Source organism: Flavobacterium flavipallidum (genome assembly GCF_038289905.1).
Taxonomy (GTDB): Bacteria; Bacteroidota; Bacteroidia; order Flavobacteriales; family Flavobacteriaceae; genus Flavobacterium; species Flavobacterium flavipallidum.
In genome coordinates this window covers 102,227-117,969 of the sequence record NZ_JBBYHU010000001.1, presented here as the reverse complement: position 1 = coordinate 117,969, position 15,743 = coordinate 102,227, and the positions used below count along the sequence as shown (strand labels likewise).

Below are 15,743 nucleotides of genomic sequence, written 5' to 3'. Positions count from 1 at the left end.
TCATGTCAAAGAAAAAGAAATATATCCTTCTTGCTGTTTTAGTTGTGGTTCTTGGGGCAACTTTATATTTATGGAAAAAAGGTGTCCTGGGAAATAAAGATCAAGCTAAAGAGATTGAAATAGCTAAAATTGTTCCTATGACTATTGTAGAAACAGTTTCGGCAACGGGTAAAATTCAGCCTGAAATTGAGGTAAAAATAGCTTCGATGGTTTCGGGTGAAATTATTGATTTGCCTATAAAAGAGGGGCAGGTTGTTAAAAAAGGAGATTTATTAGTGAAAATAAACCCTGATTTGTATTTGTCTAGTCTCAACAGGACTGTGGCGGGATTGTCTGGTTCCAAAGCTGGCTTGACCCAAAGTGATGCGCAATTTAAGGAGGCAAAATCAAGTTATGAACGCAATAAGGTTTTGTTTGAAAAAGGAATTATTTCTAAGTCGGATTGGGATAAATCGATTGCTTCTTTTGAAGTCGCTAAAGCAACACGTCAGTCGGCTTATTATAGTGTTCAAAGTGCTTCGGCCTCGGTGAATGAAGCGAAGGATAATTTAGGGAGAACGAGTATTTATGCTCCGGCTGATGGAACGATTTCGGTGTTGAATGTAGAATTAGGAGAACGTGTTTTAGGAACACAGCAAATGGCCGGAACAGAATTAATGCGTGTGGCTAATTTGACAAATATGGAAGTAGAAGTAGATGTTAATGAAAATGATATTGTAAAAATCAAAGAAGGTGATTTGGCTAATGTTGAAGTTGATGCCTATTTGAAAAAACAATTCAAAGGAGTCGTGACCAGTATTTCTAATTCGGCAAGTTCCACATTAACTGCTGATCAGGTGACTAATTTTAAAGTAAAGGTGCGCATTTTAAAAGAATCCTATGCAGATTTATTAGAAGGTAAACCGGCAACTTATTCTCCTTTCAGGCCAGGAATGACGGCTACTGTAGATATTATTACGAAAACGAAAAAGAATGTTTTGGCGGTGCCAATTAGTTCCGTAGTTGTAAAATCAGATACTACCGCAGTTAAAGTTTCGGATAAAAAGAATCCTGATTCAAAAGAAGAAAAGAATGTAGTTCCTAAAAATGATAAAAAATTAGAGTGTATCTTCCTGAAAGTAGGAGATAAGGCCAAAATAAAAATTGTAAAAACCGGAATTCAGGATGAGACGAATATTGAAATTCTAAGCGGAGTGAAAAACGGTGATCAAGTCATAACTGGTCCATATACAACGGTAAGTAAAGAATTGAATTCTGGTGATATGGTGAAACTTAAATCAGAAGAAACTAAAAAATAAGTTTCCGGTTAATCACAGTGCTATTTGATTTTTTTTAGACCTTTGCAAAAAAAAATAAATTACAATTGAAGTATATACTCAACATAGAAACGGCTACGAAAAAATGTTCTGTTTCGATTGCTAATGAAGGTAAAACGATTGTTTGTATTGAAATAGCCGAAGAAGGTTATTCTCATGCAGAAAAGTTGCATGTTTTTATTGAAGAAAGTATAAAAGAAGCCGGAATTAGCTACAAAGACTTAGTTGCTATTGCAGTAAGTCAGGGGCCTGGTTCTTATACAGGATTACGAATAGGAGTTTCGGCAGCAAAGGGTTTATGCTATGCTTTAGGAATTCCATTAATAGCTGTAGATACTTTGAAAGCTTTGGCTGCTCAGGTTCAAGTGGAATCAGGATTGATTATTCCAATGCTTGATGCCAGAAGAATGGAAGTGTATAGCGCTGTTTTTTCGGCTGATTTAGAGTTGAAAAGAGCAATTGAGGCCCAAATTATTTCTGAAGATTCGTTTAAAGAATATGCAGAAACGCTATATTTTATAGGTGATTGTGCTTCAAAATGTAAAGAGGTGCTAAGTCAACCAAATTTTGTTTTTCTAGTAGATATTGTCTATCCGTCTGCTAAAGAAATGAGCGCATTCAGTTTTGAAAAATTCTTAAAAAATGATTTTGTAGATGTCGCTTATTTTGAGCCGTACTATTTGAAAGATTTTATGGTAACTACTTCTAAAAAGTAATATAATCACATAAACTTGTAATTCCGCTGTAGGAGGAATCTCATCAAGGAAACACCTGATAAAAATTTTATACAAAAATGGAATAAAGTTTTAAGAAAGTTTATAAAACAGAAAAAGCGTTTCGATTGAAACGCTTTTTGCTTTTATAGTGATTTGGTTTTTAAGCATTAATCGCTTCCACCTGAATGTTGTTGTCGTTCAACATGCTTTTTAACATGTTTTCGATTCCTGATTTTAAGGTGAAAGTTGACGAAGGACAACCGCTGCAAGCTCCTTGAAGAATAACTTTTACTATTTTGCTTTCTTCATCAAAAGATTCAAAAGCAATATTACCCCCGTCAGCTGCTACTGCTGGTTTTACATATTCTTCAAGAATGTTGATAATTTGTTGCGAAGTAACATCTAGTTTTTCAAACTCTTCATTTTTAATTTGTTCTTGTTTTTCAGCATTAATAACAACGCTGTCATCAAGTACAATTCCACCGTTTTCAATATATTGTTTGATGAAAGTTCTTAGTTCTAAAGTGATTTCGTCCCAGCTGTTTAATTCGTATTTTGTTACTGAAATGTAATTTTCGTCAATAAAAATTTCTTTAACATAAGGGAATTTGAATAGTTCTTTTGCTAAAGGAGAAGAAGCTGTTTGATCAATATTTTTGTATTCAACAGCATTTTTAGTTAGCATTCTGCTAACCACAAATTTTAAAGCTGAAGGATTTGGAGTTGTTTCTCCGTAAACAGTAATCGGTTGTTTTTTAGTTTTGTTTTCATCAATATTGATAATTACACCACCTTTGTTTACGTATTCTTCAATTTGCTCAGCAACAGCATCTTTTACGTCATTCCAGTCTACAATACTGAATCTTTCAATTGCAATAAAATTACCTGAAATGTAAACTGTTTTTACAAATGGTAAATAAAATAATTGTTGAGCTAGAGGTGAAGACTTCGCTTCGTCGATGTTTTTAAACTCAAAACTTTCGTTTCGGGTAATAAAATCCTCAAATTCAAACTTTAATATTGTTGGGTTTTGTGTTTCTTTTACGGTTATTTTTGTCATGATATTTGTAAATTTTTACAAATTTACTAAAGTTATTTTCTATGATTAACTATATTTGAATTATTAATGAATAAATTAACTTAACTTTAGTTTTTGAACTGGGTTTGTTTATCTCTTTTCTATTCTGATTAATTTTTTTTCAATGTACAGTAAAATTAAATACTTCATAATCTGTTGTTTTGTAGGGTTGTATGCATATTCACAGGAGGGACTTCCGGTGTATTCTGATTATCTTTCGGATAATTATTACTTATTGCATCCATCAATGGCAGGGGCTTCCAATTGTGCAAAATTGAGATTAACAGCTCGTAAACAATGGTTTGATCAGGAAGATGCGCCTTCACTTCAAACATTAAGTTTTAATGGGAGAATAAGTGAAAAAGCCGGAGGAGGAATTATTCTTTTTAACGATAAAAACGGATATCATTCTCAAAAAGGAGTTAAGTTTACTTATGCTTATCATTTAATGTTTTCAAGGGATGAAATTGATTTGAATCAGTTGTCTTTTGGTATTAGCGGAGGGTTAATCCAGAGTCAGTTAGATGAAAGTACTTTTACAGATTTTGATCCAATTGTCTTTGGGCAAATTCAAAAAGATTCTTATTTTAATGTCGATGTGGGGATGTCTTATAATTTTTTAGATTTTTATGTACACGCCACCGTTCAGGGACTTTTAGAAACCAGAAGAGATATTTATACACAGTTAGAAAGTGATAACTTAAGAAAGTTTATATTAAGTTCAGGTTATATTTTTGGAGATAAAGATAGAATATTGTGGGAGCCATCTGTTATGTTTCAGTATTATGATGCGACGAAACAAAAGGCAATCGATATTAATATGAAAGCCTATAAAAACATGGATTTTGGTAGTTTATGGGGAGGATTGTCTTATCGAAGCAGTTTTGATGGTGCTGAATATAATAATGGAAATGGTGTTTCCAGACAACGATTTCAATCTTTTTCACCAATTGTAGGAGTGAATTATAATAACTTCATGTTTGCTTATACTTATTCTCATTTAGGAGGTGATGTAAAATTTGGAACAGGAGGTTTTCATCAAATTACCTTAGGACTTAATTTATTTTGTAAACGCGAAAAATACGAATGTAACTGTCCTGCAATTAATTAATTTATATGTTGATAAAATCAGTAAATGGGAAATCACCGTTGATTCCTGAGGATTGTTATGTGGCTGAAAACGCCACTATTGTAGGAGACGTAAGTTTTGGTGCTTCCTGTAGTGTTTGGTTTAATGCGGTGGTGAGAGGCGATGTGAATTACATAAAAATTGGCAATAAAGTCAATATTCAGGATGGAGCTATTATCCATTGTACGTATCAAAAATATCCAACAATAATAGGTGATAATGTTTCTATAGGTCATAATGCAATTGTGCATGGTTGTGTGGTGCAGGATAATGTTTTAATAGGAATGGGAGCCATAATTATGGATAATTGTACCATTGAAAGTAATTCGATTATAGCTGCAGGAGCTGTAATTACTCAAAATACAGTAGTTGAATCTGGTTCTATCTGGGCTGGTGTTCCTGCTAAAAAGGTAAAGGAATTAAATCAATCAAGTTTTTCAGGAGAAATTGAACGTATTGCAAATAACTACCTGATGTATTCCAGTTGGTTTAAGGAAGAAGAATAGTTTACAACTATATTTTCAAGGAATATTTTACTTGAAATAATTATTTTGATAAGCCATTCAATTTACTTGTTGTCTTTCTCAAAAAGCCTAGTTTAGATTTTTGATTTAAAATGTGTATTTTTGCGTTTTACTCTCAATCTTTTCTAATTAATGTCTGTTTATAGCGAATATGCTGATAGTATTTTATTAAATCTCCTTATGGAGGACGATCAGTTGGCTTTTACAGAGATTTTTGAAAGATATTCCACACTTTTAGTCCATCATGCTTATAAGATACTTGGAGATCAGGATGAAGCAAATGATATTGTTCAGGATGTTTTTTTAACCATTTGGAACAGACGTAATGAATTAATTATTACAGGTTCACTTTCTTCTTATTTGTACAAAGCGACCAAAAATAAAGTGTTAAACTATATCGCTCATGAAAAAGTAGTTTCACGTTATTCAAATTCAATATCAGATTTTATCGAAAACGTTTATGTATTGGCTGATTCTAATTTAAGAGAAAAAGAGTTAGAAGCAATCATTGCTAAAGAAATTGCGTTACTTCCCGAAAAAATGCGTGAAGTTTTTCTTCTTAGAAAAGTGGAAGAACTTTCGTATGATGAAATTGCTGTCAAATTAAATATTACTGATAAAACAGCAAAACAACAGGTCTATAATTCTGTAAAAATACTTCGTCAAAAACTAAAATCTTTTTTAAACGTTTTTGTTTAAAGTCTTTTTAGTTGTTTATGTTAATTTTTGTCTGAATTTCATACTGTTTATTAACTATTAGTTGATGAAAAATAGGTGTTTTTCGGCTTTTGTTAACGATTTTTTAATTTTTTTTTATCATTGTCTATGACAAAAGCTGTTTATAACTGTCTTACTACTATAAAAGGCAAAAAACCTTGTTGTAATTATGAATGAATCTGAAATTTTAACGCTACTTCAAAAGTACCAGAACGGAACTTTATCTAATGAAGAAAAAGATAAATTAGACGCTTGGTATTTATATAAAGTTTCTAATAGTAAGTTGCAGTTAAGTGAGCAACAGCTTAATGATAGTTATGAATATTTAAAATCGCAACTGTCATTAGAAAAAGAAACTAAGGTAATTAGTTTGTGGCAGCGTGTTGCTGTTGCCGCATCAATAGCTGTTGTTTTAGGAACAGGAATATTTTATTTTACAAAAACGGAGAAGCAAGTTAATCCAGTTGTTCAAAAGGTACAGGATATTGCACCTGGAGGAAACAGAGGTATTCTTACTTTGTCCAATGGAAAGCAAATCATTTTGTCAGATGTGTCTAAAGAAGGAGCTATTGCTAAAGAGGGCGATGACGAAGAAGTTACTGTAAAGTTGAGTGCTAATGGTGTGGTTACTTACATTATAAATTCTGAAGCAAATAAAACAAAAGGAGATGTTGCATCTTTCAATACACTTTCAACACCTCTAGGAGGGCAGTATAATATTATTTTAGGAGATGGTACAAAAGTCTTTTTGAATGCAGTTTCTTCCATAAAATATCCAACCCAATTTAATGGAGATAAAAGAATCGTAGAACTAGAAGGGGAGGCATATTTTGAAGTTTCTAAAAATAAAAGCAAACCTTTTATCGTAAAGTGTGGTAATCAAATGGTAGAAGTACTGGGTACCCATTTTAATATCCATAATTATAATGATGAGAAATTTGTAAAGACTACATTATTAGAAGGAAGTGTCGCAGTGTCTCATGGCAATGAAAGAGTAGTTCTAAAACCAGGACAGCAATCAAATGTTTCTGGGACTTTAGGTAAAATCCAAGTCAAGGAGGTAGATACCGATTTAGCTGTGGCTTGGAAAAATGGTCGTTTTAAATTTGATAATGCCGATTTGAAAACAGTCATGAAACAATTAGAACGCTGGTATGGGATAAAAGTAGAGTATCGTGGGAATGTTTCTGATGTGAGATTTAATGGAGGTACTTTTATGAATAAAAATTTGTCTGAGGTACTAAAAGTGCTTGAACTTAGTAATATAAAATTTAAAGTCGAAGGGAAAACAATTATCGTTTATCCATAAGTATAAAAATAACCGGTTAATTATAACTATAAACTAAAAACCAGAAGCAGTTGCGATGCTTCTGGTTGTTAAAAAGTTAATAGTTAGTATAGATTGTTCACTAATGTTAAACTAAAAACAGATGTAAATGTATGAAATTTAATTTACAAGAAAAAAGGCCTGGTCAAAGACTTGGTAAAAAAAATCTTAGATTTAATTGTTTAAATAATTTATGGAAATTTTGTTTGTTGCTGGTATTATTCTGCAGTTATAGCGGATACGCACAGAAAATCTCTATAAATTTTAAAGAAGCTCCCTTTGAAAAAGTTCTAAAAGAAGTTGCAAAACAGGCCAATTACGAAGTTTTTTACACGCAAAAGATGTTTCAGGATGCAAAACCTGTTACTGTGAATGTTAAAAATTATGGTTTAAATGAAGTTCTAAATCTTATTTTTAGTAATCAAAATTTAAAGTTTGCTCTTACAAATCAAACGATCGTAGTAACTTCTTTTGTGAAATCACAAAATAAGGGAAATACTTTGATTGATATTCAAGGAAAAGTTTTGAATAGTAAAAATGAACCTTTTCCAGGCGTGAATGTTAAAGTTACAGGGACTAATAAAACTGCAATAACTGATATTGATGGAAGTTTTACTATTGAAAATGTACCATCAGATTGTAAAATTTTATGCTCTGGGTTGACAATTGAAGATAAGTTGTATCCAATAAACGGCAGTGGTCAAATGGTCATAGTTGTTGAGGAGAAAATTAACGACATGAAAGAAGTTGTTATTACCGGTTATCAAACTTTGTCCAGAGCACATTCAACCGGAGCGATTGCCAGTGTAGATCAAAAAGTATTAAATGAAAATATTAATGCTAGTTTGTCCAGTGCATTAGAAGGTCGTGTTTCAGGTTTAATGTTTCAAAAAAATCCTTCAGGCGCAGCAGCCGATAAACCCATTTTAAGAGGTATTGGTACTTTTTCTTCTTTGCAAGTAGGGTATAGTCCGCTTATAGTAATCGATGGTTTGCCAACTGAATTAACACTGGATGAAATCAATCCTTATGATATTCAAAGTGTAAATGTTTTGAAAGATGCCGCTGCCGCTTCTATCTATGGTTCCAGAGCAGCAAACGGTATTATCGTTTTAAATACCAAAAAAGGAAGTGGAAAATTAAAAGTAACGGCCAATACTGATTTCTTTATTTCTACAAAACCTAATTTGAGAGATATGAATTATGCCTCAACAACTGATATGATTGATTTTGAGCAGGCAGTTTATAACAGAGAAAGAGCTAGATATGCAAATAGTGCTACCATGTTCAATAGCTATGGTGATATTGGCGGTAGTATGAAATATTATAGTCCTTTGTATCAATTAAACAGAAATTTAGAGGAAGGGAAAATTAGTAGTACTGATTATGATGCCACTATTGCTCAATGGAGAAAGAATGATTACTATAAAGATTATCGTGATAATGTTTGGCAAAATGAATTCAGACAACGTTATAACGTTACTTTTTCAGGAAGTACTAATAAACAGAATTCGTATGTTTCCTTAAATTATGATAAATCTTTAAATAGAATTAAATACAACGAAAATCAGGCTTTTAATCTATACGCAAAAAACAGTTTTCAATTAAATAATTGGTTAAATGCTGTAGTTGGTTTGAATACAACCTATAGAACTGAAGATGTTACAGATTCAAGTTTTGGGAATTATGATATTCAAAAACGTTATGAACGTATAACGGATGATAATGGAGATAAGGTTATTTCTCCTTTTGTTGGAATTACAGATGGCTTTACCTCTAGCAGCGTTATTAATCCGGCTGTAGCAGAAAAAATAGCGGCTTTGAGCGGATTTAAACCAATAACTTTTAATGTTTTAGATGCACTTCAGGAGGGAATTACAAATAAGAAATCAGTAAGTATAAGAGCGTTTGCTAATTTACAGGCTAAGATCTGGGATGGTTTAAGCGCTAGTACACAATTTCAATATGAGGTTAGAAAAAATGATAATGACCAATATTATGATATTGACTCGTACAAAATGCGTTACGCTATTAATGCATTAACAGGATATAATACTACTACAAAAGCTTATACTTATGTTACCGGTTTTTCTACAGGTGGGCGTTATTATCAATTAAGTAGTCAGGCAAATAATTATACTTTCAGAAATCAATTAGATTATAATAAAGAATTTGGTGATGGTAAACATGTTGTAAATGCTGTTGCCGGGTTTGAAATGCGTGAGACTTTCGTACCAAGAACAATTGAGCAATTACGTTATGGTTATGACCCTGTTACCCTAACTTCTGCTGTCATCAATAGTTTAGATCTTAGCCAGACTGGAGTAGCAAGTTATATCTATGGAAGTAATAAAACTTTAGGAGCGCTTTCAAGAACACAAACGGAAGTTTTACATCGTTTTTTTTCAATGTTTAGTACGGTTGCTTATACATTTTTATCAAAGTATAATGTAACAGGGAGTTATCGTGTTGATCGTGCTGATTTGTTTGGTGTAGATGACAAATATAAAAATCGTCCATTATGGTCAACTGGTTTTGGATGGAACATCAGCAATGAGAATTTTATGCAAAATGTAAGTTGGGTGAATTCTTTAAAATTGAGAGCAACTTATGGAGTAAACGGAAATGTTGATCAATCTACAAGTCCATATGTGACCGCTACAAGAAGAAATGATAACTTATATCAATCTTTACAGTACATAAACATTACAGCACAGCCTAATCCAATGCTGAGATGGGAAAAAACCCAAACAACAAATTATGGTTTAGATTTTAGTATTTTTAATAATCTAGTAAGAGGTAGTGTAGATGTTTACCGCAAATATAGTAGTGATTTATTAGCAACAACAGATTTGGATCCAACTGTAGGGGCTACCTCAAGAAGAATTAATGCAGGTGCTTTGCTAAACAAAGGACTTGAATTTTCTATTGGGTCTGACTGGTATAAAAAGAACGACTTTCGTATAAGTTCTAATCTTATTTTAGGTTTTAATAAAACAACAGTAAAAAAAATAACCCGTGCACAATCAAATGCTTCTGTATATGTTAGTGCACCTGGTGATTATTTTTTTGAAAATGATATTTACAATAGTTTATATGCTTATAAATATGGAGGAACTACTAATGGTTATCCATATGTATTAGATGAAAACGGAAATCCTTCTATTACTTTTGACGCTAATGGAAACCCAATTTCGACCTCAATTAAAACCATTACAAATGCTGATGCCTTAGTAAATAAAGGAAGTTTGATGCCTACTTATACAGGATCTTTGTCTCAGCGTTTTTCGTACAAACAATTTGATTTAAACTTTCTGTTTGTTTTCTCAGGAGGAAATGTTATGCGTAAAGAGACAATAGATATGAGTTCAGATGCGGTAAATCTTTCAGGAATTTCAAACCGCTATACGGATGCTAACCCAAATGGGAATACTCGTTTATACGTTGATTTAGCTGAAAACGTAAGAAGTTATGCCGGAACAATTAGTAGTCAATGGAGAAATTCAGATGTAAATGTTGTTGATGGTGATTATATCAAATTGAGAAATATTTCTTTAGGGTATAGTTTTCCTAAACCTTTTGTGAATAAGTTGAAAATTGATGCTGCAAAATTCACTTTTCAGGTAAATAATCTTTGGTATTGGAGTGCTGCCGGAAATCATATTGATCCGGAAGTTTATTCTGCTAATTCCGGAATTCGCAATTTACCATTGCCTAAAACCTATTTATTTGGTGTTAATCTAACTCTTTAAACAAATGAAACATACATATATATTAATGTTTTCGCTTTTGATGTTAAGTTTTATCTCTTGCGAAAGTTATACTGATATTACTCCTAAAGGAGCTTTAATTATCGAAAATGCTGATGAATTTCTTGAGATGGTTTCATTGCCAAACAGAGGTTATCCTATTAATAATTTTCAGTATTTATCTGATGATCAGTGGATGAAGGAATCTAACGTAATCGGAGTAACTCCAAATATCAACACTATAAATTTTACTTTTGATGAAACCACTGATAGGGTTTCTTTGATGACAAGTTCCAGTTTTTATAATCAGGCGTATACTTATATCAACAGATGGAATACCATTATTTCTTTAGTTGACGATAGTAAGGGTGATGAGGCAACAAAGCAATTGGCAAAAGCGGAAGCTAAAATAAACCGTGCTTATGATCATTTTTTGTTGGTAAATCATTACGCTAAAGGATATGATCCACAAACTGCTGCAACTGATGGTGGTATTTGTATCATGGATAAATTTGATTTAGAAGCGCAACCTTCTAAGTCAACAGTAGCTCAGGTTTATGATTTTATTCAAAAAGATATTGAGGATGCATTGCCATATTTAAAGGAAACTCCTTTAGATGTGTATCATCCTTCACTTGCTTTTGCCTATGCTTTTAAGGCCAAAGTGCATTTGTTTAAACGTGAGATTGCTCAAGCGAAAGAAGCTGCTGAAAAGTCATTAAGCTATAAGAATCAAATTTTTGATTTGGTGGCATATAGTGCTCAGGGTGGTCCTAATGTAGTAAGTGTGCCGGCGGCAAATAATGTTGAAGTGCTTAGTTATCAGTATATGACAGGTTATAATGAAATGAATTTTGCATACCAATATGTCATTAGCCCTGAATTAAGAAATTTATTTGGTACTAATGATGCTCGTTTTAATTTGTTTTTCAATACAACAAATACATCATTTCTTGATCAGGGATCTAATACTGCTTATTGGTCTATGGCATACACCAAATTCTTTTATCCTACGGTTGGAATGAAAACCACTGAGGTATACTTGATGTTAGCTGAATGTTTAGCCAGAGAAGATAAATTGACCGAAGCAGTTACTATTTTAAATACATTAAGAGCTAAACGTATTTTGTCTGGAACAATAAATTTAGCTGTACCAACTACCAGAAAAGAAACAATGGAGCTGGTTATCAACGAAAGAAGAAAAGAATTAATGTTTGGTTTTAATCGCTTTTTTGACTTAAAACGATTAAATACTGAGGCAGAATATGCCAAAACAATTACCAGATTGTTTCCATTAGTAAATAAAACAGTGCCGCAACAAACGTATACCTTACAGCCTAACTCGAGATTGTATATTATCCCGTTTCCATTGTCAGCTTTGACAAAAAATCCAAAACTTACATTAAATACTGACGAACAAGTTCCGTTTTAATAGCAATGAAAAAAATATTTTTAGTAGTAACTATGCTGGTATTCACTTACCAGCATGGTTTTAGCCAAAATCAGGCAGAAAAGAAAGCTGATAGTACCAGCACAAGTCCAAAGGGCCTACAGCCCTATAATAAGATTATCAAAGATAGCACTAAAAGCATTTCGGGCTTGTTTACAGTAAATCAGATTGATAATAAATTTTACTTTCAAATTCCTGACAGTTTGTTTAACAGAGAGATTTTGGTGGTAACCAGATATCTTTCAACACCTGAAGGTTTTGGGAATTTTGGAGGAGAAAAAGCCAACGAACAAACCGTATATTTTGAAAAAGGAGCGAATAATACCGTTTATTTAAGATCCTTACAATACAGACAGGATGTAAGAAATACCAATTCAGCTTTGGCAAAAGCATTAGCTGGTAGCAATGAAAATCCAATTGTTGCTGCTTTTTCAATTAAAACAATTAATCCTAAGACTGGGAATGTTGTTATTGAGGTAACAGATGTTTTTAAGAAAGAAAATCCTGTTTTTACTATTGAAAACAAGGAGAAGACTGAAAAAAAACTATCTTCTTTAGCCGATGACAAAACTTTCATTGAAAAAATAGATGCTTTCCCAATTAATATTGAAGTAAAGACTACTAAAACATATACAAGTTCTACAGCTAGTAGCGGAAGTATAACCTTACGCTTAAATGTTTCGATGGTGTTACTTCCTAAGGTTCCTATGCGTAAGCGTTTCGCAGACGAAAGAGTAGGTTATTTTGCTAATAAATATGTTTTGTTTGATGATGAACAACAGCGTGCACAAACAAAATATATCATTCAACGTTACCGTCTCGAACCTAAGGATAAAGACATTAATAAATATCTAAGAGGTGAATTGGTTGAGCCTAAAAAGCAAATCGTTTATTACATTGATCCGGCAACTCCAAAAAAATGGAGACCTTATTTGATTGCGGGGATTAACGATTGGCAAAAAGCTTTTGAAGCAGCAGGATTTAAAAATGCTATTGTAGGTAAAGAGTGGCCAGAAGATGATAAAACTATGAGTTTAGAGGATGCAAGATATTCGGTTATACGTTATTATGCTTCTGAAACACCAAATGCATACGGGCCAAGAATTAGTGATCCAAGAAGTGGTGAAATCATAGAAAGTCATGTAGGATGGTACCATAATGTGATGAAATTAGTGCAAAGATGGTATATGATTCAAGCAGGTCCATTAGATGCAAGAGCAAGAAAAATGCATTTGGACGATGAGTTAATGGGAGAGTTAATCCGTTTTGTGTCTTCACACGAAATTGGTCACACGATTGGGTTACGACACAATATGGGGGCAAGTAGTGCTACTCCGGTAGAAAAACTTCGCGATAAAAAATGGGTTGAAGCTAATGGTCATACGGTTTCTATTATGGATTATGCCCGTTTCAATTATGTAGCGCAGCCGGAAGATAATATCAGCCCTAAAGGAATTTATCCACGAATAGGGATGTATGACAAATGGGCTATCAAGTGGGGATATAAATATCTTCCAAATACTAAAGATGAATTTGAAGAAGAAAAAATATTAGCCAAATTAACTACTGATAGTTTAACTGCTAATCCTAAATTATGGTTTGGAGGAGAAGGAAAAGATGAAGATCCACGAAGTCAATCTGAAGATCTTGGAGATGATGCCGTTCTAGCCAGTGATTACGGAATTAAAAATCTTAAAAGAGTAGTTCCAAATTTGATTACTTGGACGTATCAGCCAAATGATCCTTATAATAATTTGGAAGAAATGCATAAAGCAGTAGTTGGACAATATTCAAGGTATTTGTATCATGTGCTGAAATATATTGGAAATAACTACATTACTAAGAGAACTACCGATGAAAAAGCGGTTGTAAATCAGCCAGTACCAAAAGCAAAAGTAAAAGCCGCTATTGGATATGTTGGAAGACAATTGTTTGAAGCGCCATTGTGGATGTATCCACAGGAAATAGATCAGTTGATATCTCTGAAAACAGTAGAACAGATTTCAGAGCAACAAAATCAGGTTTTAAATATGTTATTGAGCTCTGGAATGCTTTATAATATTAGTTTAAAAGCCATGCAGTTTGAAGGGGCTTATACTGTTCCTGAGTTTTTAAATGATTTAGAGCAAACAGTTTGGGTGAATTTTAAAGGAAATGAAAAAATAGATTTTTACAGAAGGAGTCTTCAGCGTAGTTATATTGAAAAAATGGGAATGTTGTTGCTTCCTAAAGAAGTTGAACCTGGTAAAGCTTTAAACACAGCACAAAGAAGTGATGTTAGATTATATGGAAGGCAACATCTATTGAATTTGAAAACTGTTGTTGTTAAGTTAATGCATAACACAACCGGATTGAACAAAGACCATTTTGAAAGTATTCTATCAGATATTGAAAAAATTATTACCAAATTAGATAAACCTACAACATGAGAAAAATTTTAGTTATCGCTCTACTTTGCTTTGGCTTTGTTGCCCAAGCACAAATAACTTCTAAGGAAGAAGTAGCTCCTGAATTAGTTGAAAAAAGGGAAACTCAAAAAAAGGAAATTACAAAGAATTACCTAGCATTGAAAAACAGTTTTGTACTTTCAGATCATTCTGCAGTAACGACAAATGCTTTGGCTCTTAAAAATGCATTGGTGAACTTTAAATTTAAAAAGTTGACGCTGGTGCAAATGAATGCAGCCACAACTACAAGAAAAGAAATTATTGAATTAGCTACAGCTATTGCAGCAGAAAAAGATATTAATAAACAACGTAAGACTTTTGAAACACTTTCTGTGAAATATTGGGAACAGGCAGCTAAATATAAAGCTATTGATGAGACCTTATATTTGCAAGTTTGTCCAATGACTGGTGCTGTATGGACAAGTGATAGTAAAGACATAAAAAATCCATACTATCCAAAAAACATGCTTACTTGCGGAGAAGTAAAAGCAAGTTTGTAATTTAGATTTTAAGTTTAATTTAGATACGGTTTCCTTTCTAGGGAGCCGTATTTTTTTTGGTATAAATTATAAATTAATTTTTTCAAAGAAAGCATTTTTGTAGCTTTCACTTATTGGGATACGTTTGTCAGCTATCAATACCTTGTTCTTCTGAATCGATTTAACGTATTTAATATTGATAATATAAGAACGGTGAATTCGGGCAAAACCTTTAGAGGAAAGGGTGTTTTCCAGTTTGATTAAGCTGGTTAAGGTTAGGGTGTATTTATTATCTGAAGTGTATATTTTTACATAATCTTTCAAACCTTCGATAAATAAAATATCGGCAAAATTAATTTTTACGTTTTCATATTCTGAACGTACAAACATAAAATCAGGTTCGTTATCAGGAACAGTTGCTGTTGCGATGGACGTATTTGGTATAGTTTTATTAGAAAGAAACAGTTGTTGTGCTCTCATAACCGATTTTAAAAATCGGTTAAAAGGGATTGGTTTTACCAGATAATCTACTGCTCCTAAGTCAAAGCCTTCAACAGCATAATTAGAATATGCAGTGGTGAAAATTACTAGTGGTTTTTTGTCAATGGCCTTTAAAAAATCAATGCCTGAAAAATGAGGCATTTCGATATCCAGAAATATTAAATCTACATTCGAAGTGTTAATCATTGCGATGGCATCAATAGCATTATTGAAAGTATTGATAAGTTCAAGACTTTCTACTTTGCTTACAAATTCTTTAATTAGATCAACCGCTAATGGCTCGTCATCAATAATTACACACTTCATGATT

The 15,743-nt window shown here is 32.7% G+C and carries 12 protein-coding genes; 10 read left to right on the top strand and 2 right to left on the bottom strand.

Going from position 1 to position 15,743, the window contains the following annotated elements; translation table 11 throughout:
* The first annotated feature begins 2 nt into the window (after positions 1-2).
* Both AAEO59_RS00555 and tsaB read left to right on the top strand, forming a co-directional pair.
* Complete coding sequence (locus AAEO59_RS00555) at positions 3-1,298, top strand: efflux RND transporter periplasmic adaptor subunit (protein WP_341698815.1); 1,296 nt, start codon at positions 3-5, stop codon at positions 1,296-1,298.
* A 65-nt stretch (positions 1,299-1,363) separates the two neighbouring features.
* Positions 1,364-2,032: a tRNA (adenosine(37)-N6)-threonylcarbamoyltransferase complex dimerization subunit type 1 TsaB gene (gene tsaB, locus AAEO59_RS00550; protein WP_341698814.1), complete on the top strand. Its 669-nt coding sequence runs from the start codon at positions 1,364-1,366 to the stop codon at positions 2,030-2,032.
* A 160-nt stretch (positions 2,033-2,192) separates the two neighbouring features.
* Here the strand turns inward: tsaB and AAEO59_RS00545 are convergent, their stop codons facing one another.
* Positions 2,193-3,092: a NifU family protein gene (locus tag AAEO59_RS00545; RefSeq protein WP_341698813.1), complete on the bottom strand. Its 900-nt coding sequence runs from the start codon at positions 3,090-3,092 to the stop codon at positions 2,193-2,195.
* Between the two features lie 142 nt (positions 3,093-3,234).
* On the opposite strand from AAEO59_RS00545, the gene AAEO59_RS00540 reads away from it, so the two are divergent.
* The 8 genes from AAEO59_RS00540 (at position 3,235) to AAEO59_RS00505 (ending at position 14,953) form a co-directional block, all read left to right on the top strand.
* The gene (locus AAEO59_RS00540) at positions 3,235-4,221 is read left to right on the top strand and encodes a PorP/SprF family type IX secretion system membrane protein (RefSeq protein ID WP_341698812.1); all 987 of its coding nucleotides are present in this window, start codon (positions 3,235-3,237) and stop codon (positions 4,219-4,221) included.
* A gap of 5 nt (positions 4,222-4,226) precedes the next feature.
* Complete coding sequence (locus tag AAEO59_RS00535) at positions 4,227-4,745, top strand: gamma carbonic anhydrase family protein (protein ID WP_341698811.1); 519 nt, start codon at positions 4,227-4,229, stop codon at positions 4,743-4,745.
* Between the two features lie 150 nt (positions 4,746-4,895).
* Complete coding sequence (locus tag AAEO59_RS00530; protein WP_341698810.1) at positions 4,896-5,462, top strand: RNA polymerase sigma factor; 567 nt, start codon at positions 4,896-4,898, stop codon at positions 5,460-5,462.
* 187 nt (positions 5,463-5,649) lie between these two features.
* Complete coding sequence (locus AAEO59_RS00525; protein WP_341698809.1) at positions 5,650-6,789, top strand: FecR family protein; 1,140 nt, start codon at positions 5,650-5,652, stop codon at positions 6,787-6,789.
* A 131-nt stretch (positions 6,790-6,920) separates the two neighbouring features.
* On the top strand, positions 6,921-10,559 hold the full coding sequence (locus AAEO59_RS00520; protein ID WP_341698808.1) for a SusC/RagA family TonB-linked outer membrane protein: 3,639 nt from the start codon (positions 6,921-6,923) through the stop codon (positions 10,557-10,559).
* 4 nt (positions 10,560-10,563) lie between these two features.
* Positions 10,564-11,988 carry a RagB/SusD family nutrient uptake outer membrane protein gene (locus AAEO59_RS00515; protein WP_341698807.1) on the top strand — a complete coding sequence of 475 codons (1,425 nt, stop codon included), beginning with the start codon at positions 10,564-10,566 and terminating at the stop codon, positions 11,986-11,988.
* A gap of 5 nt (positions 11,989-11,993) precedes the next feature.
* On the top strand, positions 11,994-14,435 hold the full coding sequence (locus tag AAEO59_RS00510) for a zinc-dependent metalloprotease (RefSeq protein ID WP_341698806.1): 2,442 nt from the start codon (positions 11,994-11,996) through the stop codon (positions 14,433-14,435).
* Complete coding sequence (locus tag AAEO59_RS00505) at positions 14,432-14,953, top strand: DUF3347 domain-containing protein (RefSeq protein ID WP_341698805.1); 522 nt, start codon at positions 14,432-14,434, stop codon at positions 14,951-14,953. Before AAEO59_RS00510 ends, AAEO59_RS00505 begins: the two co-directional genes overlap by 4 nt.
* A 66-nt stretch (positions 14,954-15,019) precedes the next feature.
* On the opposite strand, the gene AAEO59_RS00500 is transcribed toward AAEO59_RS00505, so the two are convergent.
* Positions 15,020-15,739 carry a LytR/AlgR family response regulator transcription factor gene (locus AAEO59_RS00500; RefSeq protein ID WP_341698804.1) on the bottom strand — a complete coding sequence of 240 codons (720 nt, stop codon included), beginning with the start codon at positions 15,737-15,739 and terminating at the stop codon, positions 15,020-15,022.
* Positions 15,740-15,743: the final 4 nt, after the last annotated feature.

Bases quoted from the DNA above. Each gene is read 5' to 3' on its own strand.
- AAEO59_RS00555 (WP_341698815.1), top strand. From the start codon at position 3: ATGTCAAAGAAAAAGAAATATATCCTTCTTGCTGTTTTAGTTGTGGTT.
- AAEO59_RS00545 (WP_341698813.1), bottom strand. From the start codon at position 3,092: ATGACAAAAATAACCGTAAAAGAAACACAAAACCCAACAATATTAAAG.
- AAEO59_RS00540 (WP_341698812.1), top strand. From the start codon at position 3,235: ATGTACAGTAAAATTAAATACTTCATAATCTGTTGTTTTGTAGGGTTG.
- AAEO59_RS00535 (WP_341698811.1), top strand. From the start codon at position 4,227: ATGTTGATAAAATCAGTAAATGGGAAATCACCGTTGATTCCTGAGGAT.
- AAEO59_RS00530 (WP_341698810.1), top strand. From the start codon at position 4,896: ATGTCTGTTTATAGCGAATATGCTGATAGTATTTTATTAAATCTCCTT.
- AAEO59_RS00525 (WP_341698809.1), top strand. From the start codon at position 5,650: ATGAATGAATCTGAAATTTTAACGCTACTTCAAAAGTACCAGAACGGA.
- AAEO59_RS00520 (WP_341698808.1), top strand. From the start codon at position 6,921: ATGAAATTTAATTTACAAGAAAAAAGGCCTGGTCAAAGACTTGGTAAA.
- AAEO59_RS00515 (WP_341698807.1), top strand. From the start codon at position 10,564: ATGAAACATACATATATATTAATGTTTTCGCTTTTGATGTTAAGTTTT.
- AAEO59_RS00510 (WP_341698806.1), top strand. From the start codon at position 11,994: ATGAAAAAAATATTTTTAGTAGTAACTATGCTGGTATTCACTTACCAG.
- AAEO59_RS00505 (WP_341698805.1), top strand. From the start codon at position 14,432: ATGAGAAAAATTTTAGTTATCGCTCTACTTTGCTTTGGCTTTGTTGCC.
- AAEO59_RS00500 (WP_341698804.1), bottom strand. From the start codon at position 15,739: ATGAAGTGTGTAATTATTGATGACGAGCCATTAGCGGTTGATCTAATT.